Here is a 20,466-nt window from a genome sequence, read left to right as displayed (position 1 = left end):
ACAATCACCACCGCGGACACACCGCCCTGAAAGGCCAACCACCCGCCAGCCGCGTCCCCAACCTCACAGGGCAATACAACTAGGGCGTGTCCGCCAGTGCCTTCAGTCGTCCGGCCGCCTCCTCCAGTACGTCGACGCTCTTGCAGAACGCGAAGCGGACGAAGGGGGCGCCCTGGTCCTTGTGGTCGTAGAAGACGGCGTTGGGGATGGCGACGACGCCGGCGCGTTCGGGGAGGGCGCGGCAGAAGGCGAAGCCGTCGCCCTCTTTGGACAGCACAGCGCCCAGGGGGCGGATGTCGGTGGTGATGAAGTAGGTGCCGGTGGGGCGGAAGACCTGGAAGCCGGCGCCGGCGAGGCCGGCGGACAGGACGTCGCGCTTGGCGCGCAGGTCGTCGCGCAGACCGGTGAAGTAGCTGTCGGGGAGGGCGAGCGCCTCGGCGACGGCGTACTGGAAGGGCCCGGCGGAGACGTAGGTGAGGAACTGCTTGGCCGAGCGGACCGCGGCGATCAGCTCCGGTGGCGCGGTGACCCAGCCGACCTTCCAGCCGGTGAAGGAGAAGGTCTTGCCGGCCGAGCTGATGGTGAGGGTGCGTTCGCGCATGCCGGGGAACGACGCGAGGGGGAGGTGCTCGCCCTCGAACACGAGGTGTTCGTAGACCTCGTCGGTGATGACCAGGAGATTGCGCTCGCAGGCCAGTCGGGCGATCTCGGCGAGTTCCTCGCGGGAGAGCACCGTGCCGGTGGGGTTGTGCGGGGTGTTCAGGAGGATGAGGCGGGTGTCGTCGGTGACGGCGTCGCGCAGTTCGTCGAGGTCGAGGCGGTACGAGCCGGATTCCGGCTGTGCGCGCAGGGTCACCGGAACGCGCTGGCCGCCCGCCATCGCGATACAGGCGGCGTAGGAGTCGTAGTACGGCTCCAGGGCGATGACCTCGTCGCCCGGCTCGACCAGGGCGAGCAGCGAGGCCGCGATGGCTTCGGTGGCGCCCGCGGTGACCAGGACCTCGGTGTCGGGGTCGTAGGACAGGCCGAGGTGGCCGTAGAAGCGCTCCTGGTGGGCGGTGACGGCGGTGCGCAGTTCGGGGATGCCGGGGCCGGGCGGGTACTGATTGCCGCGGCCGTCGCGCAGGGCGCGCACCGCTGCCTCTCTGACCTCTTCCGGACCGTCGGCGTCGGGGAAGCCCTGGCCGAGGTTGATGGAGCCGGTGCGTACGGCGAGAGCCGACATCTCGGCGAAGATCGTGGTGCCGAATTCGGCCAGGCGGCGATTGAGCAGCGGTCGGTCCATGAGCGCCATCCTCCGCCGAACCTCTGGAGTTCCTCAACTGTGCTTTGAGACTCCGCGGGCTCGGGCATCAGCCCCGCACGAAAGATAGTGACGGCCGTCGACGGAGACGGTCAGCGGCGCGGGACGGCGCCGCGAGCGGCGCACGGGGCGCCGGACGGAGCGGATGCGCCCCCACTGCCTGAAGGGCGTGGGAGGTGCCCCCACGCTTCGGGGGAACGGAATGGAGTGTGAGGCAGATGGGAATCATGGTTTTCCTGGTGATCTGCGCGGTGGTGATCGGCCTGGTGGCCCTGGCCTCGCGGAGCGGCGCCGGCAAGGGGCGCGGGCGTCGGTACGGCGGTTCCAGCGGTTCGAACGGCGGCAGCTGGTGGGCCGCCGGTGGCGGTGACGCGGGTTCGAGCGGTGGCCACCACGGCGGGCACCACGGGGGGCACTCGTGCGGCGGGGGCTCCTCCTGTGGCGGCGGCGGTGGCTGCGGTGGCGGTGGCGGAGGCGGCGGTGGCGGCGGCGGTGGCTGCGGCGGGGGTTCCTGAACCGGTCGTGGCACCGGCGTCCGGCGGGGATCGCTGAACCGGCCGGCGGACCCTCACAACCACACACATGCGGGTGGCCCATGCCGTTCCGCATATGCTCCCGGTGGGCTTGGCAAAGGCGCCAACACCCGCCGGGCGCTTGGTCGTTGAACAACTGAGCTGCTGGGCCCTCTGGCGGATGGAAACCCGGAGGAGATGGGTAAAAACGCTGTGGGCGGCAGGGCTTTCATGATTCCCTCTCCCTAGAGAATCCCCCACGTTCTCCCATCCCACGTGGGCGCGTGCCGGCAGGCAGTCGTATATCCCTGATCCTTCAACGGGCGGGCCGGCCCACCATTCCACTGCGTGCTTGCGGAGCCGACCCATGCTCACCACTTTGAAGACGGCGTACACCGATACCCGTGCATCCGACCTGGCCTGGGCGCTGGGCAGGGAACCCCTGCCGGCCCTCGCCGTACTCGACCTCCAACTCCATGGTGCCCAGGTGCAGTTGAGACTGCTGGGCGCCTCTCATCAGGTACTTCTCGAAGAGGAGCACGGCACCTGTTCCGAGACCGTCGCCTGTATGCCGGGCAGCAGCACACCGCTGCCGCTCGGTGTGGCGAAACGGCTGGGCAACTGGGAGTACGAATTCGCCGCGCATGTGGAGACCCTCTCGCGTGGTTCCTTCGCGGGGCGCGCGCAGGAGCTGCTCGCGCTGGTCTCCGAGCATCCGCACGGCCTCGCCGGAACGTTTCCCGGCTCGCCGCACGCCTTCACCGCGATGCTGGCGCAGCGCCAGCAGGGCCAGGTGCGCTGGCGGACCTGGCACGCGTATCCGCAGGAGGGCCGCTTGGTGGCCACCCGCACCCGCGTGGGCGTACGCGCGGCGGTCGCGGCGGTCTAACGAGGGCGGGCGAAAGTAAGTAGTCCGGCCGGCAGGAGGGCTCGGGGGTCGTGGGGAAGCGGGGCGCGGGGAGCGTGCGCCGGGGGCGTGGAAGGGCAGTTGGGTGCGTACGACGTGGTGTGCGCGGGCTGCGCGGCGTGGATGCACCCGCCGCATCGTGCGCATCGGCGTTGCTCCAGCTGACGCGTGTGGCCCGGAGAGAACACCCGTGTGGGTGACGTAGAGGCACGGAGGCGTCACGTAGCGTTCACGCCATGATCGAGCCAGAGTCCGCGTTCACCGGCGCCCTCGGGCCGTCGGAGGCCATGACGCCGGCGCAACTGCCCGTGCCGGCCGGCCTGGGCCGTCTGCTCGTCCTCGCCGTGGTCTTCGTCTGCGCCGCCTGCGGTCTCGTCTACGAGCTCGAACTGGTCGCGCTGGCCACGTACTTGGTCGGCGACTCCGTCACCCAGGCATCGGTCGTGCTGTCCGTCATGGTCTTCGCGATGGGCGTCGGCGCACTGCTCGCCAAGCGGCTGCGCTGCCGGGCGGCGGTCGGCTTCGGCGCGGTCGAGGCCGGCCTCGCGCTGGTCGGCGGCAGCTCCGCGATGGCGCTCTACGCCTGCTTCGCGTGGTTCGGCCAGTCCCGCTCCGCGCTGGTCGGCTTCTCCCTGGCCATCGGCATCCTGATCGGCGCCGAGGTGCCGCTGCTGATGACGCTGATCCAGCGGGTGCGCCGGCAGGACGCGGGCGGCGCGGTCGCCGACCTGTTCGCCGCGGACTATGTCGGCGCGCTCGTCGGCGGGCTGGCCTTTCCCTTTCTGCTGCTGCCCCACTTCGGCCAGTTGACCGGCGCGCTGGTCACCGGCGCCGTCAACGCGGTGGCCGGCGGCGCACTGGTGCTGTGGCTGTTCCGCGGCGATCTGACCGCCCGCGCCCGCTGGGCGCTGCTCGGCGTCAACACCCTGGTGCTGGCCCTGCTCGCCGCGGGCATGATGCTGGCCACGCCGTTCGAACGGGCCGCCCGGCATGCGGTGTACGGCTCGGCGGCGCGGGTCGCGGTGCAGACCGGCATCCAGGAAGTGGTGATGACCGGCGGCACGGACCCCGGAGCCGGTGCGGGACGGGAGAGGAAAGGTTCCGGCCGGCCGCTGGCGCTGTATCTGGACGGGCGGCTGCGGGTCAGCGCGGACACCGAATTCCGCTACCACCAGGCGCTGGTGCATCCGGCGATGGCGGGCGGGCCGCACGCCCGGGTGCTGGTCCTCGGCGGCGGCGACGGCCTCGCGGTGCGCGAGATCCTCCGCTACCGCTCGGTCCGCTCGGTGACCGTCGTCGAACTCGACCCGGGCGTAGTGGAGTTGGCGCGCACCGATCCCGGCCTCTCCCGCCTCAACCGGCACTCGCTGAGCGATCCGCGGGTGCGGGTGGTGACCGCCGACGCCTTCGACTGGCTGCGCGAGCAGGGCGCATCCCGCCCCGGCGACGGGCAGGGGCCGTACGACGTCATCGTCTCCGACCTCCCCGACCCCGGGATCACCGCGAGCACCAAGCTCTATTCGCAGGAGTTCTACGGCCTTGCGGCGCGGACGCTGGCCGACGACGGTCGGCTGGTGGTGCATGCCGGGCCGCCGGTCGCGCGGGCGCAGTCCTATTGGACGGTGGAGGCGACCATCCGGTCGGTGGGCCTGGCGACCGTCCCGTACCGCCTGCCCGGCCGGCTCACCGAATTCTCCGGCGGCCCCGACCGCTGGGCCGGGCCCACCCCTCCGGACGCCGATCCGCCCGATGCCGCACCGGGATCGGCCGCCGTCCCGGCGACCGACGGGGGCCGGTACTGGGGCTTTGTACTGGCCGCGCGGCACGAGCCGTGGTTCGGCCTGGCACCCGACGCGCCTGTGCTGACGGGCGTCACCCGCGAGGCACTGCAGGACGGGCGGCGCGGGGCGGCCCGGGACCGGATCCCCGGCCTGCCGGCGTCGACGCTGATGCATCCGCGGTATCTGGACTGAGCGGTCCGGCCCCGGCCGCCGGCCCGGTGCCGATGCAGAAAGTTGTGCGTGCGCGGGCACGGGTCAGCGGGGCGCTGGGTAGGCTCCCATGTCATGGAGCATGAGGTGTACGTTCCGTTTCCCGTCGGGACCGTGCGGCAGGCGCTCACCGAACCGGAGCGGGTGGCGCGCTGCGTCCCAGGAGTCCAGCTCGACGCCGAGGCGGCCCCGCACCGCCCCGAGGGCCGGCTGCGGTTGCGTATCGGGAGCTCCACCATCACCTATCGCGGCGCGCTGACGGTCAGCGATGCCGCGGCCGGCAGACCCGGCGAGGACGGCGCCGCCGTGGTGACCGTGGAGGCCAAGGGCACCGAGTCGCGGGGCGACGGGGCGGTCGCGCTGAAGCTGACCGTACGGCTGTCGCCGGCCACCGAGCCCGGCCCGGGGACGACCCTGGCCTGCGCCGGCACCGTCCACAGCGACGGCCGGCTCGCCGAGGCCACCGACCAGGCCGCGGAATCCGCCGGCCGTCGGCTGCTGGACCGCTTCGCGGAGAACCTGGCGGCGGATCTTCAGCGGCGGCCGGTGGGGGAGCAGACCGGCGACGGCGGTGCGGCCGCCGACGCCGAGGGGCCCGCCGGGCGCAGTGTGTCCGAGAGCGAGGTGCCGCCGCCGTCGCCGGAACCGCGCGGCGACGAGGACGCCGTCGAGGCGGCGGACATCGGTGAGGAGACCGAGGCCGCCGAGGACCTGGGCGACATCGAGGACGTTGCGGACGCCGAGGACGTCGACGCGGGTGATGTGGAGGATGCGGTCCATGCCGCGCACGATGCGCACCTCGACTATGCGTACGGCGAGGACACGGACGGGGGCGCGCCCGCCGAGGCCGCGCACGCCCGCCGGACGATGATCGGGCGCAGCGCGGAGGAGGTCGACCACGCCCCGCCGCGCGGACGGTATGCACCGGTGCCCGCGCCCGAGCCGAACGCCACCTCGATGACGCTGCGCTGGGCGGCGCCCGCTGCCGCGGTGGTGCTGGCGTCCGCCGTGGTCGTCGGCCGGGTACTGCGCCGGCGCCGCTGACCTCGCCGTCGGGCGCGGCGGCCGGCCGTCCCGGCGTCCCGCGCCGCGCGCCGGTGCACCGCTAGGGTCGGTCCCGTGAGCACCGACAACACCACGCAGAGCGCGTCGCGGACGCAGGCGTCGGACGGCGTGCGGCTGGCCGCCGGAGACGCCGAACTGACCATCCTGCCGGACAACGGCTGCCGGCTCGGCAGCCTCCGCGTCGGCGGTACGGAGCTGCTGCGGCAGGGCGCCAAGTACGGCTGTTTTCCGATGGTCCCGTGGTGCGGGCGGATCGCGCACGGGCAGTTCCGCAACGGCGGTGAACTGCACCAGATGCCGGTCAACGACCCGCCGCACGCGATCCATGGCACCGGCCGCAACCTCGGCTGGCGGACGGTGCGTTCGGGCGCCACGGAGGCGGCCTTCACCTACGAGCTCGCCGACCCGGCGGCCCCCTGGCCGTACCCGGGCCGGGTCACCCAGCTCGTCGAACTCGCCGAGGACGGCGGTTCGCTCACCCTCACCATGGGCGTCGAGGCGGCCACCGACTCGTTCCCGGCGCAGGCCGGCTGGCACCCCTGGTTCCTGCGGAACCTGGGCGAGGGCGGCGAGGACGTTCGCCTCGACTTCGCGCCCGAGTGGCAGGAGGAGCGGGGCGCGGATCACCTCCCGACCGGGCGGCGGATCACGCCGCGGCCGGGGCCCTGGGACGACTGCTTCGGCATGCCGCGGGGCGTCGCTGCCACGCTCACCTGGCCGGGCCGTCTGGAGCTGAAGATCACCAGCCGCGCCGAGTGGGTCGTCGTCTACGACGAGCAGGAGGCCGCGGTCTGCGTCGAGCCCCAGTCCGGCCCGCCGAACGGCCTCAACACTCTGCCGCGCCTGGTCACCCCGATCGACCCGTTGGAGATCTCGACGACCTGGGCCTGGCGGGCGCTGTCATAGGGCCTGCCCGGTGGATCAGGGCCGGCCAGGGACCACCGGACAGGCCCTAAGCTCATGGCCATGAGTGACGACGTGCGCGGCGAGCTGCTGCAGCAGATCAAGGACAAGGCCGTGGTGCACGGCAAGGTGACGCTTTCTTCCGGCAAGGAGGCCGACTACTACATCGACCTGCGCCGGATCACCCTGGACGGCGAGGCAGCGCCGCTGGTCGGTCAGCTGATGCTGGACATCACCGCCGATCTGGACTACGACGCGGTCGGCGGGCTGACGCTCGGCGCCGACCCGGTAGCGACCTCGATGCTGCACGCCTGTGCCGCCCGCGGCCGGCGGCTGGACTCCTTCGTCGTCCGCAAGGCGCAGAAGGCGCACGGTATGCAGCGCCGGATCGAGGGCCCGGACATCAAGGGCCGCCGGGTNCGGTATGCAGCGCCGGATCGAGGGCCCGGACATCAAGGGCCGCCGGGTGCTGGTCGTCGAGGACACCTCCACCACCGGCGGTTCGCCGCTGACCGCCGTCGAGGCGGCGCGCGAGGCGGGCGCCGAGGTCGTCGCGGTGGCGACGATCGTCGACCGGGGCGCCGCCTCGGCCATCGCCGAGGCCGGTCTGCCCTATATCACGGGCTACCAGCTCGGCGACCTCGGCCTGGGCTGAGGACGGCCCGGGAGGTCGCGCACTCCGCTCCGGACTGCTCTGACCTGCGGCTTCTTCGAGGGACGGTTGGTTTCACGTGAAACCGGCCGTCCCTCTTGCCCATCGGCCGGACGGTCGATGCGAGCAATCCGCCGAGTCTGGGAAGATGTGCACGGCGAAGTCCTCGCCCCCTGGTCAGGGCCAAGAACGCACACCCGCATACACAAGGAGCGGACAGATGCCCATCGCAACCCCCGACGTCTACAACGAGATGCTCGACCGGGCGAAGGCAGGCAAGTTCGCCTACCCGGCCATCAACGTCACGTCGACGCAGACGCTGCACGCCGCGCTGCGGGGCTTCGCCGAGGCCGAGAGCGACGGCATCATCCAGATCTCCACCGGTGGTGCGGAGTTCCTGGGCGGCCAGTACAACAAGGACATGGTGACCGGCGCGGTCGCGCTCGCCGAGTTCGCGCACATCGTGGCCGACAAGTACGACATCACCGTCGCGCTGCACACCGACCACTGCCCCAAGGACAAGCTCGACGGCTATGTCCGCCCGCTGCTGGACATCTCCGCGGAGCGCGTCGCCAAGGGCCAGAACCCGCTGTTCCAGTCCCACATGTGGGACGGTTCGGCCGAGACCCTCGCGGACAACCTGGCCATCGGCCAGGAGCTGCTCGCCAAGGCCGCCGCCGCCAAGATCATCCTTGAGGTCGAGATCACCCCGACCGGTGGCGAGGAGGACGGCGTCACCCACGAGATCAACGACGAGCTCTACACCACGGTCGACGACGCGCTGCGCACCGCCGAGGCGCTGGGTCTGGGCGAGAAGGGCCGCTACCTGCTCGCCGCCTCCTTCGGCAACGTCCACGGCGTCTACAAGCCGGGCAATGTCGTGCTCCGCCCCGAGCTGCTGAAGGACCTGCAGGAGGGCGTCAGCGCCAAGTACGGCAAGGCCGCCCCGTTCGACTTCGTCTTCCACGGCGGCTCCGGCTCCACCGAGCAGGAGATCGCCACCGCGCTGGAAAACGGCGTCGTGAAGATGAACCTGGACACCGACACCCAGTACGCCTTCACCCGCCCCGTCGCGGACCACATGTTCCGTAACTACGACGGTGTGCTGAAGGTCGACGGCGAGGTCGGCAACAAGAAGACCTACGACCCGCGCAGCTGGGGCAAGCTGGCCGAGGCCGGTATGGCCAAGCGCGTCACCGAGGCCTGCGCCAACCTGCGCTCCACGGGCACCAAGCTCAAGTAGACGGCGGGCCGCACGGCCGGCCGCAGCGCACCAGGGCCCCGCATCCGTCCGGATGCGGGGCCTTTGCGCATGCCGCCAAGGCGGGCGAGCCGGCCCGGATGCGGGCATGCTCGCGGTATGACTGAACCGAGTGAGCCCGGCGGGGTGCGGCTGGCCTCGGCACAGGGCCGATGGGTGCTGGCCACGGCCGTGCTGGGTTCCGGTATGGCGATGCTCGACAGCACGGTCGTCAATATCGCGCTGCCGCGGATCGGCACGGACCTCAACGCGGATCTGGCCGTCCTCCAGTGGACCGTCACCGCCTACATGCTCACCCTCTCCGCGCTGATCCTGCTGGGCGGCGCACTCGGCGACCGCTACGGCCGGCGCCGGGTCTTCGTGATCGGCGTGGTGTGGTTCGCCGCGGCCTCGCTGTTGTGCGGGCTGGCGCCGAACGCCGGGGTGCTGATCGCGGCCCGCGCGTTGCAGGGCGTCGGCGGGGCGCTGCTGACGCCCGGCTCGCTGGCGCTGATCCAGGCCGTCTTCCGCCCCGAGGACCGGGCGCGGGGGGTCGGCGCCTGGTCGGGGCTCGGCGGGGTGGCCGCGGCGGTCGGCCCGTTCATCGGCGGCTGGCTGGTGGACGGCCCCGGCTGGCGCTGGGTGTTCTTTCTGAATGTGCCGCTGGCGGCGGTGTGTGTGCCGGTGGCGCTGCGGCACGTACCGGAGACCCGGGAGCGGGACGCGGGCCGGCGCCACGGCTTCGATGTGCCAGGCGCGGTGCTGGGGGCGCTGGCGCTGGCCGGGGTGACCTATGCGCTGATCGCCGCGCCGGGCCGGGGCGCCGCGCCGGGCGTGATCGTGCCGGCGGTGGCCGGGGTGCTGCTCGGGGTGGGCTTCGTATGCGTCGAGCGGCGCCGTGCGGACCCGATGCTGCCGCCTGCGATCTTCCGCATCCGCCTCTTCTCCGCGATCAACGCGGTGACGGTGTGCGTCTACGCCGCCTTCAGCGGCTTCTTCTTCCTGGCCGTGCTGCAGTTGCAGGTCGTGGTGGGTTATTCGGCGTTGCAGGCCGGAACCGCGCTGCTGCCGACGACCGTGCTGATGCTGCTGCTGTCCGCCCGCTCCGGGGAGCTGGGGCAGCGCATCGGGCCGCGGATCCCGCTGACCGTCGGCCCGGTGCTGTGTGCCGCCGGGATGCTGCTGATGATGCGGGTGGGCCAGGGCGCGTCGTACTTCGCCGATGTACTGCCCGCGCTGGTGGTGCTGGGCGCGGGGATGGTGACGCTGGTCGCGCCGCTCACCTCGACCGTGCTGGCGTCGGTGGACGTGGACCGGGCCGGCCTGGCCAGCGGTATCAACAACGCGGCGGCGCGGGCCGCGGGCCTGATGGCGGTGGCCGCGCTGCCCCTGCTGGCGGGCGTGGGACCGGAGGCGTACCGCGCGGCGGACGAGTTCGCGGCGGGCTTCCGGCGTGCCATGACGCTGTGCGCCGGCATCCTGCTGATCGGTGCGGTGATCGCCTGGCTGACGGTACGCACCAACGTGCTGCGCGCCGCGGAGCCGGGCGCGCAGGAGCACTGTCACCCGGAGTGCGCCTACCACTGCGGGATGAGCGCACCGCCGCTGGATCCGGGCGAGGTCCAGGAAGGCACCAGACGGCAGGGACCGGAGACGTAACGCCCGCCCCCACCGGCCACCACGGCGGGAGCGCCGACAACGTGGGGGAGAGCCGCCGAGCGCAGCGCTGGCAGACTGGGAAGCATGGCCATTCACGAGAATCTTCTCGGGGGACCGCCCCCGACCCATCTGCCCGACGACCCCGAACCCCGCGAGCTGCTCGCCGCGGGCACGGCGCCGTCCGATGTCGCCGCGAAGTACCCGACCTCCTCGCTGGCCTGGGCGCAGCTCGCGGACGACGCGTTCGAGGGAGGCCGGGTCGTCGAGTCGTACGCGTACGCCCGCACCGGCTACCACCGCGGCCTGGACGCGCTGCGCCGGGCCGGCTGGAAGGGCCACGGTCCGGTGCCCTTCGAGCACGAGCCCAACCGCGGCTTCCTGCGGGCGCTGCACGCCCTGGCCCGCGCCGCCCAGGCGATCGGCGAGCAGGAGGAGTACGAGCGCTGCTCGACCTTCCTGCGCGACTCCTCGCCGACCGCGGCCGAGACCCTTTCCTGACACGGGGCACCCGGTTCCTGACGGGGGCACCCCGTTCCTGACGGGGCACGATCGAGGGGCCGGCCGCGTGATCGCGGTCGGCCCTTGCGCCCTCGGTGTCCAGCACGGATGATTTCAGTGGGCCGGGTCAACCCGAGCCCGAGGGGACCGGGGCTCCCGAGCCGACAAGGAAGGGGCGGACCGCTACCCGGTAGTTCGCCTGAGGAGTCCCTCATGTCGCAGCCGTCTCCCAACGATCCCGCGCACAGCGCGTCGACCGGGCCCATAGAGCCCGGGGCGCCCGCGGAACCGGAGCACGCATCCGCCGATTCTGCCGAGCAGGACCCGCCGTTCTCCCCCGATCTCAGCATCGGCAGCCGCACCACCACCCCGTACGAGGACTATGTCCAGGCGGACGTCCTCACCCACCTTCAGCACCCGCTCTCCGACGACCCCGGCGAGATGGTCTTCCTGGTCACCACGCAGGTCATGGAGCTGTGGTTCACGGTCATCGTCCATGAGTGGCACACCGCCGCGGAGGCGCTGCGCCGTGACGACCTGACGGTGGCGATGGATGCGCTGCACCGCTCCACGTACGAGCTGGAGGCGCTGAACGCCGCCTGGAAGCCGCTCGCCCGGCTGACCCCGGCGCAGTTCAACGCATACCGCAGCGCGCTCGGCGAGGGCTCCGGCTTCCAGTCCGCGATGTACCGGCGGATGGAGTTCCTGCTCGGCGAGAAGTCCGCGTCCATGCTGGTGCCGCACCGCGGCGCCCCGCGGGAGCACGCCGAGCTGGAGAAGGCCCTCCAGGAGCCGAGCCTGTGGGACGAGGTGCTGCGGCTGCTCGCCCGCCGCGGCCATGCCGTTCCGGACGCCGTGCTGCGGCGGGACCCGGCGCTGCGCTACGAGCCGGATCCGGCCGTCGAGGCCGTCTGGGCCGAGATCTACGCCGGCTCGCAGGAGGCCGAGCTCGTCCGGCTCGGCGAGGCGCTGACCGATGTCGCCGAACTGGTCTGGCGCTGGCGCAACGACCATCTGGTCGCGACCCGGCGGGCCATGGGGGCGAAAATGGGTACCGGCGGTTCCGCGGGCGTGGCCTGGTTGGAGAAGCGGGCCCGCAAGAACGTCTTCCCCGAGCTGTGGACGGCGCGCAGCCATGTCTGAGACCCCCAACACCTCCAAGGCTCCCGGGAGCGCCGGCGCCCCCGAGCCCTCCGAGGGACGCGAACAGTACCTACGCGCCCAGCAGTTGGACGCCTCCGACGCGCTCGCCCCGATCCGTGACCGCTTCGTCCTTGACGACGACACGGCCTACCTCGACGGCAACTCGCTTGGCGCGCTGCCCCGCGCGGTGCCCGGCCGGATCGCCGATGTCATCGCCCGCGAGTGGGGCGAGCTGCGCATCCGGTCCTGGACCGAATCCGGCTGGTGGACGGCGCCCGAGCGGATCGGCGACAAGATCGCCCCGCTGATCGGGGCGGCACCGGGCCGGGTGGTGGTCGGCGACTCGACCAGCGTCAATATCTTCAAGGCCGTGGTCGGCGGCGTACGGATGGCCGGAAAGGGCTGCACGGAGATCCTCGTCGACGCCACGACCTTCCCGACCGACGGCTATATCGCCCGGTCGGCGGCCCGGATGACCGGCCTTGCGGTGCGGCCGGTGGAGCCCGCGCGGATCGCCGACGAGGTCACCGAGCGCACCGCGCTGGCGCTGGTCAACCACGTCGACTACCGCACCGGCGAGCTCAACGACCTGCCCGCCATCACCCACGCGCTGCACTCCGCGGGCGCGCTCGCCGTCTGGGACCTGTGCCACAGCGCCGGCGCCCTGCCGGTCGGCCTCGATGCGCACCACGTCGATCTCGCCGTCGGCTGTACGTACAAGTACCTCAACGGCGGCCCGGGTTCGCCCGCGTACCTCTATGTCCGCGAAAGCCTCCAGGAGCGGTTCGAATCGCCGCTGCCCGGCTGGAACTCGCACGCCGATCCGTTCGCGATGGACCCCGGCTACACCCCCGCCGACGGCATCCGGCGCGGCCGGGTCGGCACCCCCGACATCCTGTCGCTGCTCGCGCTGGAGGCGGCGCTGGAGGCCTGGGACGGGGTGTCCATCGAGGCCGTACGCGCCAAGAGCCTGGCCCTGACCGACTTCTTCCTGGAGTGCGTGAACGCCTACGTACCGCCGGGCCTGGTCCGCTCCCTCACGCCGCACGACCATCAGCGGCGCGGCAGCCAGGTGTCGCTGGCGTGCTCCCCCCAGCTCTCCGCTGCGTTCGCGCAGGGCGCTGCCCCGGTCGCCGGGCAGGTGATGGACGAGCTGATCCGGCGCGGGGTGGTCGGCGACTTCCGCCACCCCGACGTGCTGCGCTTCGGCTTCACCCCGCTCTACACCTCCTTCGCGGACGCGGAGCGGGCGGCGCGGGTGCTCGGCGAGGTGCTGGGCGCGCTGCCCGATGTGGCGCCGGGAGCGGCCGGGACCGGCGGGTGAGCGTGGCGGACGAGGAGACGGCGCTGCTGGGGCTGGCCCCGGTGGCGCCGGACCGCACGGTGGCCTACGGGCCGCATCCGGATCAGATCGTCGATCTGTACGGGCCGTGGGCCGGCGACGGCCCGCGGCCCGGGGTGGCGCGCGGCCCGCTGGTCGTCCTTCTGCACGGCGGGTTCTGGCGGGCGGCCTACGACCGCCGCTATCTGTCGCCGTTCGCCGCCGAGCTGGCCGGACACGGGCTGCCGGTCGCGCTGGCCGAGTACCGCAGGGTCGGCGCGGGCGGCGGTGCACCGCAGACGTTCGAGGACGTCACGGCGGGCATCGCCACGGCGGCGCGGGAGGTGCCGGGGGCCGGCGGCCCGGTCCTCGTCGGGCACTCCGCGGGCGGCCATCTCGCGCTGCTCGCCGCCGCCCGCCCCGGCACCCCCGTGACCCGTGTGCTCGCCGTCTCGCCGGTCGCCGACCTCGCGCGCGCCCATGCGCTGGGCCTGAGCAACGGCGCGGTCGCCGAACTCCTCGGCGCCGGCCCCGGCCTCCCGGAGCGCATCGCCGCGGCCGACCCGGCGCGCCGTCCGCCCGCCGGGATCCCGGTCACGATCCTGCACGGCACCGACGACCCGGACGTCCCCCTGGACATCTCCCGTCGCTACGCCGCCGCGAGCCCCTCCGATACGGACCTGCGCGAGCTGCCCGGCGTGGGTCACTACGCCCCCCTCACCCCCGGCACCCCGAGCTGCCGCACCCTCCTCGGCCTCCTCGGCGTCCCGCATCCGCCCACGTAGTACCTGAGACGGACCCCGCCAGATCCCCACTGGTGGGGACGCCCGGGCGCCGGTGAGTGCTTACCGTTGTCAGCGTGAACGAGACGACCCAGACGCAGGGCACCCTGCGCTCGGAGGCCCGGATAGCCCATGGCGCGCTGCACCGACTGCGCCAGGATCTGTTCGTCGACGCCTTCGCCTTCCGCCCGATGCCGCCGCTGGAGGACGCCAAGATCTCCCGGTGGGTGCCCTGGCTGCCGGAGCGGATCCGGCACTGGGCGCGCTGGCTGCCGCACTTCATCGTCGGCTTCTTCGCGATGTGTGTCTTCCTGGCGACCTTCAGCATGAGCTACGGCATCGGCCCGGTGCGCGGTGTGCTGTCCGTCGGCTTCAGTGTGCTGGTCTCCGCCGCGCCGGCGCTCACGCTCTTCCGCCCGGTGGGTGCGTTCTGGCTGTCGCTGTCCGGCTTCGTGATGTCGCAGGGCGTCACCACGGCCTTCTCCTCGTACTCCTCGTACGGCGGCGGCTACAGGGACGCCGCCTTCGTCACCCATCTCGCCGTGATGACCCTCGTGGTGCTGCGCACCCGGCCGCGGCTGGCCGTGGAGATGTGGCTGGTCACCTTCGGCGTGGGAGCCGTGCTGACGGTACTGGGCGGGGGCGGCATGGGTGATCTGGTCCCGGTGGCGTTCTTCTTCGGTGTGGTGCTGGTCTCCGCCGCCGCGGTCCGCGCCTGGCGCGAGGAGCGCCGGCATGTCGTCGAGACCCAGACCGTCACCGCCGAGGAGCGCTCCCGGCGCACGCTCCTGGAGGAGCGTGCCCTGATCGCCCGTGAGCTGCACGATGTGGTCGCGCACCACATGTCCGTCATCGCCATCCAGGCCGAGGCCGCCCCGTACCGCGTCGAGAACACCCCGCCCGAGCTCGCCACGTCCTTCGCGACGATCCGCGAGAACGCGGTCGCGGCGCTCGCCGAACTGCGCCGCATCCTGGGCGTGGTCCGCTCCGAGGATCCGGACGCCTTCGTCGACAGCGACCCGGAGGCGCCGCAGCCGACGCTCGCCAGCCTCGACTCGCTGCTCGACAGCGTCCGCAGCGCCGGGCTGACCGTCGAGGCCGTGATCACCGGGGCGCCCCGGCCGCTGCCGCAGGGCGTCGAGCTGTCCGCCTACCGGATCGTGCAGGAGGCGCTGAGCAATGCGCTGCGCCATGCGCCGGGCGCCGATGCCCGGGTGGAGATCTCCTACGTCCTGGGCGGGATCGGCCTGCGGATCGTCAACGGCGTGCCGAGCCGGCTCGCCAAGCCGTCCCCGGGCGCGGGGCACGGTGTGCTGGGCATGCGCGAGCGGGTACAGATGCTGGGCGGCGAGATGACCGCCGACCATACCGAGGAGGGCGGCTTCGAGGTCGCCGCCTTCATTCCGGTGGCCAACACGGTGGGGGAGAACACGGCATGATCCGGGTACTGATCGTCGACGACCAGGTGATGGTCCGCGAGGGCTTCTCGGTCCTGCTCAACGCCATGCCGGACATCGAGGTCGTCGGAGAGGCGGTCGACGGCCGGCAGGCGGTGCGCAAGGTCGCGATCCTCAAGCCCGATGTCGTCCTGATGGACATCCGGATGCCGGAGATGAACGGCCTGGAGGCGACCCGCGAGATCGTGGCCGCCGACGCGGACGCCAAGGTCCTTGTGCTGACCACCTTCGACCTGGACGAATACGTCTACCAAGCGCTGCGCTCCGGGGCCAGTGGCTTCCTGCTCAAGGACGCCTCGGCCGGCCAGCTCGCCGAGGGCGTACGCATCGTCGCCTCCGGCGAGGCCCTGCTCGCCCCCACCGTCACCAAGCGCCTGATCTCCGAGTTCTCCCGCCTCGGCACCCCCCGCGCCCCGGCCCAGGAACGCATCGCCGATCTCACGGAACGCGAGACCGAGGTCCTGGTGCTGGTGGCCCAGGGCCTGTCGAACGGCGAGATCGCCGAGCATCTCGTCGTCGCCGAGTCCACGGTGAAGACCCATGTCAGCCGCATCCTGGTGAAGCTGGGACTGCGCGACCGCACACAGGCGGCGGTCTTTGCCTACGAGGCGCGGCTGGTGACGCCGGGGGGCTGAGCGGCAGTGCCCCGAACGGCCGGGCCTACGGCTGGTGGAGCTCCTTCACCAGGCGGGAGGACCAGGGACACCAGATCAGCCCGGGCAGGAACGGGCCGCCGGCCTCGTCCAGATGTTCTTCGACATAGGGCGTCGTGGCGTCACAGACCTCGATGGCGAAGTCGAAGAAGTCGATCGTCTCCGGGCGGAGATGGAAGCTCCAGCGCCAGTTGTACGGGGCGGGGCGCTTGTCGATCCTGCCGATGACATGCGGCTCCGCCGTGGTCGCGCCGCTGAGGAGGTCCCGGGCGTGCTGGATCTTGCGGGGGTCGGTGAGCTTGATGACGAACTCGGCGCGCGTGACATCGGTCATCACGAAGTAGGCCGCGGAGTCGGCCTTCGTCCGCTGTCTTGCGGTGCTCGCCTGCTGCCCCTGGGCGGGCCCGGCCACGGTGATGGCGAGCAGCGCTGCCGTCGCGAGCATGCCGATCTTGGTGGTGATACGTCGCATGATCCCCTCCGATGCCGCGGTCGTGGTCACGACCGTGCATACAGAAAGTAACAGGATGATCACTCTGCGCTCTAGAGCTACTGTGAGTTATCGCTCCGAGGAGTGAAATCGCGGAGAGTGACTGGCGGTGGGGCTGCGGGTGTGCTCTGTCCACACCCTGTGGACAGAGCACAAGTGCGCCGCCGGAGTCCGCTACAGCTCCGGCGGCGCACGGATGTGGGGGCGGCCGCTCCCGGAGGGCCGGCCGCCCGGGGATCAGCCGATGTCCCGTCGGCGTACGCCCACCAGTCCGACGGCGGCGAACAGGCCGGAGAGCGCCAGCAGCCAGACGAACGGGGCCGCGGTGGCATCGGCGCCGGGCAGCTTGGGGAGATGACCGAACGGGGAGAGGTCCATCGCCCACTGCGGGAACTTGAGCGAGGGGCCGATCCAGCCGATCGCCAGACAGCCGCCGACCAGCGCCCAGGCGGCGGTGGTGGCCTTGGGAAGCAGGCCGAAGAGGAGCACCGTCAGGCCGGTGAGCGTCCAGATGGCCGGGACCTGGGAGAGCGCGGCGGCCAGGACCGGGCCCAGTTGGCCCCCGACGTCGTGGACGGAGATGCCGTAGCTCAGGCCCAGGGCCAGTCCGCCGAAGGCCATGATGACGACGGTGCCCGCGTAGGCGATGGCCAGATGGCTGCCGGCCCAGCGGAGCCGGCCCACCGCGCCGGCCAGCACCGGCTCCGCGCGGTCGCCGGTCTCCTCGCTGCGCAGCCGGAGCACCGCACCGGTCGCGTAGATCGCCGCGATCATGCCGAGCATGCCGGCCATCGTGGCCAGGAAGGCGTCGGTCAGGCCCTGCGCTCCGCCCATCCGCTCGACGATCTCGCGGGTCTGCCGATTGCCGCCGACCATGTCGGCGGCACCCTGGGCGATACCGCCGAAGATCCCGCCGGCGCAGAGGAAGCCGAGCGTCCAGCCCAGCAGGGTGGTGCGCTGGAGCCGCCAGGCCAGGCCGAACGGACCACTCAGCGAGCGCTGTGCGACGGCCGGCCCGGGGCGGGCGGGCAGGAAGCTCATACCGATGTCGCGGCGGGCGGTCAGGGCGTAGGAGGCGGTGACGGCGAGGGTGGTCGCCGCCAGGAAGAGCAGGAGGATCCACCAGCGCTCGTCGGCGTATGCGCGCAGGTTCTCCGACCAGCCGATCGGTGAGATCCAGGTGAGGGGCGAGGTGGAGCCGGCATCGGCGGCGTCGCCCGCGGCGCGCAGGGCGAAGGCGAGGCCGAGGGCCGCGCCGGTCAGGCCCTTGGCCATCCGCGCGCTCTCGGTGAGCTGGGCGGTGATGGCGGCCAGCCCGGCGAAGAGCATGCCGGCGCAGCCGATGGCGAGGCCGAGGGCGAGCGAACCGGCGGCCGGCCGGCCGGACTTGGCCAGGCCGCCCGCGATCAGTACGGCGACCGCGGCGTTGGCGATCAGCGCCGTCAGCAGGGCCGCGGTCAGCGGTGCGCGGCGGCCCACCATCGCGGCGGAGAGCAGCTCCTGACGGCCCGTCTCCTCCTCTTCGCGGGTGTGTCGGACGACGATCAGCAGGCTCATCACCGCGGCGAGCAGGGCGCCGTAACCGGCCATCCGCCAGGAGACCAGGCCGCCGACGGAGTCGCTGAAGACCGGTCCGTACAGCGCGCGCATCGAGCCGTTGGCGTTCATCGAGGCGGCCAGTCGGGCGCGCTCGGCGGCGGTGTCGTAGAGGGCTTCGAAGGAGGAGCCCATACTGGCGACGACCAGGCCGAGGACCAGCACCCAGGCCGGGATCATCACCCGGTCGCGGCGCAGCGCGAGGCGCAACAGGGCGCCGGTGCCCGCCAGATGGCGGGAACGGGCGGCGGGGGCGGGGAGGGCTGTGGCCACGGCGGTCATCGCGCGATCGCCTCTTCGGCGGGTGCGTCGTCCTGGTAGTGGCGCAGGAAGAGCTCTTCCAGGGTGGGCGGGGTGCTGATGAGGCTGCGGACGCCGATGGTGCCGAGCGAGCGCAGTACGGCGTCGAGCTTGTCGGTGTCGACCTGGAGCTTGACGCGATGGCCCTGGACGTCGAGGCCGTGGACGCCGGGCAGCGCGGCCAGCCCTCCCCCGGCCACCGCTGGGGGTGCCCCCGGTGTCCCCGTGAGTTCGGCGACGACCGAGGTGCGGGTGAGGTGCCGCAGCTCGCCCAGGGAGCCGGATTCGACGGTCTGTCCCCTGCGGATGATGCTGACGCGGTCGCAGAGCGCCTCGACCTCGGACAGCACATGGCTGGAGAGCAGAACGGTGCGGCCGCGGTCGCGCTCCTCGGCGACGCAGCTCTGGAAGACCTCCTCCATCAGCGGGTCCAGCCCGGAGGTCGGCTCGTCGAGGATGAGCAGATCGACGTCGGAGGCGAAGGCGGCGACCAGGGCGACCTTCTGGCGGTTGCCCTTGGAGTACGTCCGCCCCTTCTTGGTGGGGTCGAGCTCGAACCGCTCCAGGAGCTCGGTCCGCCGCGCTGCATCGAGCCCTCCGCGCAGCCGGCCGTAGAGATCGATGACCTCGCCGCCCGAGAGGTTGCGCCACAGGGTGACATCGCCGGGGACGTAGGCGATACGGCGGTGCAGCTCGACGGCGTCGTGCCAGGGGTCCTTGCCCAGGAGCCGGGCGCTGCCGCCGTCGGCGCGCAGCAGGCCGAGCAGGACACGGATCGTCGTGGACTTCCCGGCGCCGTTGGGCCCGAGGAAGCCGTGTACCTCACCGGCCTCGATGCTCAGGTCGAGGCCGTCCAGCGCGTGGGTCCGCCCGAAGGACTTGTGGAGGGCGTCCACCCGGATCGCGGGAGCGGAAGAGATTGCCGTGGTCATAATTTTGAAGGTACGTTAGATTCACAAATTTGTGAAGTTAAGAAACCGTATAAAGTTGGGGTGGGTGGCTCTGATCAGGGGAGATGATGCGGATATGAGCGAGCAGCAACAGCAGAGTGGCGATGCGCGTACCGACGAGGCGGTCTCGCAGTTCGTCGAGCGCTTCGCCGCGCAGTTGGTCGACGCCGGGATGGCGCGGATGCCCGCCCGCGTCTTCGCCTGCCTGCTCGCGTCCGACTCCGGCATGCTGACCTCCGCCGAGCTGGGCGAGCGGCTCCAGATCAGCGCCGCCGCCGTCTCCGGCGCGGTCCGCTACCTCTCCCAGGTCAACATGGTCAGCCGCGAGCGCGAGCCGGGCTCCCGCCGCGACCGCTACCGCGTGCACAGCGACCAGTGGTACGAGGCGCTGACGCGCCGGGAGGGCGTCCTCACCCGCTGGGAGGGCACGCTGCGCGAGGGCGTCGTGAGCCTCGGCGAGGACTCCCCCGCCGGCCGCAGGCTCGGCGAGACCCTCGCCTTCTTCGAGTTCCTGCAGAAGGAGCTCACGGGGCTGCTGGAGCGCTGGCGCGACCACCGCGACCAGCTGCGTGCCGAGATCGACAGCTAGGGCCTTTCCGACCCTGACCCATCGGACAGGCCCTAACGCCCGCCCGGCCCCGGGCTCACCCGCTCCGCGGCAGCTGCAACCGCCAGGCCCCCGGCTGCACGGTCCACGTACGGCTTCTGACCGGCCCGCCGACCACCGCATCCGCCCGGTAGTGGAAGTCCGCGCCGGACACCGTCACCGCCCGCGCCCGGGTCCGTACCGGCCGCCCCTCGCCCGGCCAGTGCACCACGACCTCGGCCAGCTCGCCGCCGCCCCCGGCTCCGATGCCATCAGGCCCCGGACGCGCCCCGTCGGCCCCGGCCTGTCCGCCCGGCACCACCGACACCCCGCGCACCGGCCGGTCCAGATCGGCCAGCAGCACCCCGTCCGCCTCGATCCGCAGCCGCTGCCCCGGCACCCGGGTGCGCCGCCCGGCCGCCGGCGCCGCCAGCATCGCCAGCGCCGTACGGGCGGTC

General features: G+C 72.3%; 19 protein-coding genes and 2 pseudogenes. 16 read left to right on the top strand and 5 right to left on the bottom strand.

Annotated features, from left to right (window positions below; all coding sequences use genetic code 11):
* Positions 1 to 79: 79 nt before the first annotated feature.
* Positions 80 to 1,285 carry a pyridoxal phosphate-dependent aminotransferase gene (locus DY245_RS22690; RefSeq protein WP_128509079.1) on the bottom strand — a complete coding sequence of 402 codons (1,206 nt, stop codon included), beginning with the start codon at positions 1,283 to 1,285 and terminating at the stop codon, positions 80 to 82.
* A gap of 236 nt (positions 1,286 to 1,521) precedes the next feature.
* Between DY245_RS22690 and DY245_RS22685 the strand changes: the two genes are divergently transcribed.
* The 15 genes and pseudogenes from DY245_RS22685 (at position 1,522) to DY245_RS22620 (ending at position 16,068) form a co-directional block, all read left to right on the top strand.
* On the top strand, positions 1,522 to 1,818 hold the full coding sequence (locus DY245_RS22685; protein ID WP_128509078.1) for a hypothetical protein: 297 nt from the start codon (positions 1,522 to 1,524) through the stop codon (positions 1,816 to 1,818).
* Between the two features lie 364 nt (positions 1,819 to 2,182).
* On the top strand, positions 2,183 to 2,704 hold the full coding sequence (locus DY245_RS22680; protein ID WP_128509077.1) for a DUF2617 family protein: 522 nt from the start codon (positions 2,183 to 2,185) through the stop codon (positions 2,702 to 2,704).
* Between the two features lie 254 nt (positions 2,705 to 2,958).
* Positions 2,959 to 4,695: a polyamine aminopropyltransferase gene (locus DY245_RS22675; protein WP_128509076.1), complete on the top strand. Its 1,737-nt coding sequence runs from the start codon at positions 2,959 to 2,961 to the stop codon at positions 4,693 to 4,695.
* Positions 4,696 to 4,788: 93 nt separating this feature from the next.
* Positions 4,789 to 5,757, top strand: a complete 969-nt coding sequence (locus DY245_RS22670; protein WP_128509075.1) for an SRPBCC domain-containing protein — start codon at positions 4,789 to 4,791, stop codon at positions 5,755 to 5,757.
* 75 nt (positions 5,758 to 5,832) lie between these two features.
* Complete coding sequence (locus DY245_RS22665; protein ID WP_128509074.1) at positions 5,833 to 6,684, top strand: aldose epimerase family protein; 852 nt, start codon at positions 5,833 to 5,835, stop codon at positions 6,682 to 6,684.
* A gap of 60 nt (positions 6,685 to 6,744) precedes the next feature.
* Positions 6,745 to 7,100, top strand: a pseudogene (locus tag DY245_RS46620) (type I phosphoribosyltransferase); the annotation flags it as partial.
* A 1-nt stretch (position 7,101) separates the two neighbouring features.
* On the top strand, positions 7,102 to 7,336 hold a 235-nt coding region (locus DY245_RS46615; RefSeq protein ID WP_280524994.1), incomplete at its 5' end, for a phosphoribosyltransferase family protein.
* 217 nt (positions 7,337 to 7,553) lie between these two features.
* Positions 7,554 to 8,576, top strand: a complete 1,023-nt coding sequence (gene fbaA, locus DY245_RS22655; RefSeq protein WP_128509073.1) for a class II fructose-bisphosphate aldolase — start codon at positions 7,554 to 7,556, stop codon at positions 8,574 to 8,576.
* 117 nt (positions 8,577 to 8,693) lie between these two features.
* Positions 8,694 to 10,232: an MFS transporter gene (locus DY245_RS22650; RefSeq protein WP_128509072.1), complete on the top strand. Its 1,539-nt coding sequence runs from the start codon at positions 8,694 to 8,696 to the stop codon at positions 10,230 to 10,232.
* An 84-nt stretch (positions 10,233 to 10,316) separates the two neighbouring features.
* Positions 10,317 to 10,730: a DUF3151 domain-containing protein gene (locus DY245_RS22645; RefSeq protein ID WP_128509071.1), complete on the top strand. Its 414-nt coding sequence runs from the start codon at positions 10,317 to 10,319 to the stop codon at positions 10,728 to 10,730.
* 213 nt (positions 10,731 to 10,943) lie between these two features.
* Positions 10,944 to 11,873, top strand: coding sequence for a tryptophan 2,3-dioxygenase family protein (locus DY245_RS22640; RefSeq protein WP_128509070.1), 930 nt, complete (start codon positions 10,944 to 10,946; stop codon positions 11,871 to 11,873).
* A complete protein-coding gene (gene kynU / locus DY245_RS22635; RefSeq protein ID WP_244943200.1) occupies positions 11,866 to 13,197 on the top strand; it encodes a kynureninase in 1,332 nt (443 codons plus the stop codon). The genes DY245_RS22640 and kynU overlap by 8 nt, the downstream gene beginning before the upstream one ends.
* Positions 13,194 to 13,979, top strand: coding sequence for an alpha/beta hydrolase (locus DY245_RS22630; RefSeq protein ID WP_128509069.1), 786 nt, complete (start codon positions 13,194 to 13,196; stop codon positions 13,977 to 13,979). The genes kynU and DY245_RS22630 overlap by 4 nt, the downstream gene beginning before the upstream one ends.
* A 74-nt stretch (positions 13,980 to 14,053) precedes the next feature.
* Positions 14,054 to 15,415: a sensor histidine kinase gene (locus tag DY245_RS22625; protein WP_181923813.1), complete on the top strand. Its 1,362-nt coding sequence runs from the start codon at positions 14,054 to 14,056 to the stop codon at positions 15,413 to 15,415.
* The gene (locus DY245_RS22620) at positions 15,412 to 16,068 is read left to right on the top strand and encodes a response regulator (RefSeq protein ID WP_128509068.1); all 657 of its coding nucleotides are present in this window, start codon (positions 15,412 to 15,414) and stop codon (positions 16,066 to 16,068) included. Before DY245_RS22625 ends, DY245_RS22620 begins: the two co-directional genes overlap by 4 nt.
* 25 nt (positions 16,069 to 16,093) lie before the next feature.
* Here the strand turns inward: DY245_RS22620 and DY245_RS22615 are convergent, their stop codons facing one another.
* The 3 genes from DY245_RS22615 to DY245_RS22605 form a co-directional block, all read right to left on the bottom strand.
* Positions 16,094 to 16,558 (bottom strand): BP74-related protein, encoded by a 465-nt coding sequence (locus DY245_RS22615; protein WP_128509067.1) that lies wholly within the window; start codon positions 16,556 to 16,558, stop codon positions 16,094 to 16,096.
* A gap of 255 nt (positions 16,559 to 16,813) precedes the next feature.
* The gene (locus tag DY245_RS22610; protein ID WP_128509066.1) at positions 16,814 to 18,454 is read right to left on the bottom strand and encodes an ABC transporter permease; all 1,641 of its coding nucleotides are present in this window, start codon (positions 18,452 to 18,454) and stop codon (positions 16,814 to 16,816) included.
* Positions 18,451 to 19,404, bottom strand: coding sequence for an ABC transporter ATP-binding protein (locus DY245_RS22605; protein ID WP_128509065.1), 954 nt, complete (start codon positions 19,402 to 19,404; stop codon positions 18,451 to 18,453). The genes DY245_RS22610 and DY245_RS22605 overlap by 4 nt, the downstream gene beginning before the upstream one ends.
* 94 nt (positions 19,405 to 19,498) lie before the next feature.
* Between DY245_RS22605 and DY245_RS22600 the strand changes: the two genes are divergently transcribed.
* Positions 19,499 to 20,011 carry a GbsR/MarR family transcriptional regulator gene (locus DY245_RS22600; RefSeq protein WP_128509064.1) on the top strand — a complete coding sequence of 171 codons (513 nt, stop codon included), beginning with the start codon at positions 19,499 to 19,501 and terminating at the stop codon, positions 20,009 to 20,011.
* Between the two features lie 55 nt (positions 20,012 to 20,066).
* Here the strand turns inward: DY245_RS22600 and DY245_RS22595 are convergent.
* Positions 20,067 to 20,466: pseudogene (locus DY245_RS22595) on the bottom strand (hypothetical protein); the annotation flags it as partial.

It is taken from the genome of Streptomyces inhibens, from assembly GCF_003389455.1.
GTDB lineage: Bacteria > Actinomycetota > Actinomycetes > Streptomycetales > Streptomycetaceae > Streptomyces > Streptomyces inhibens.
The sequence above is the reverse complement of the archived record's forward strand: the minus strand, read 5'-3'. Positions and strand labels throughout refer to the sequence as shown.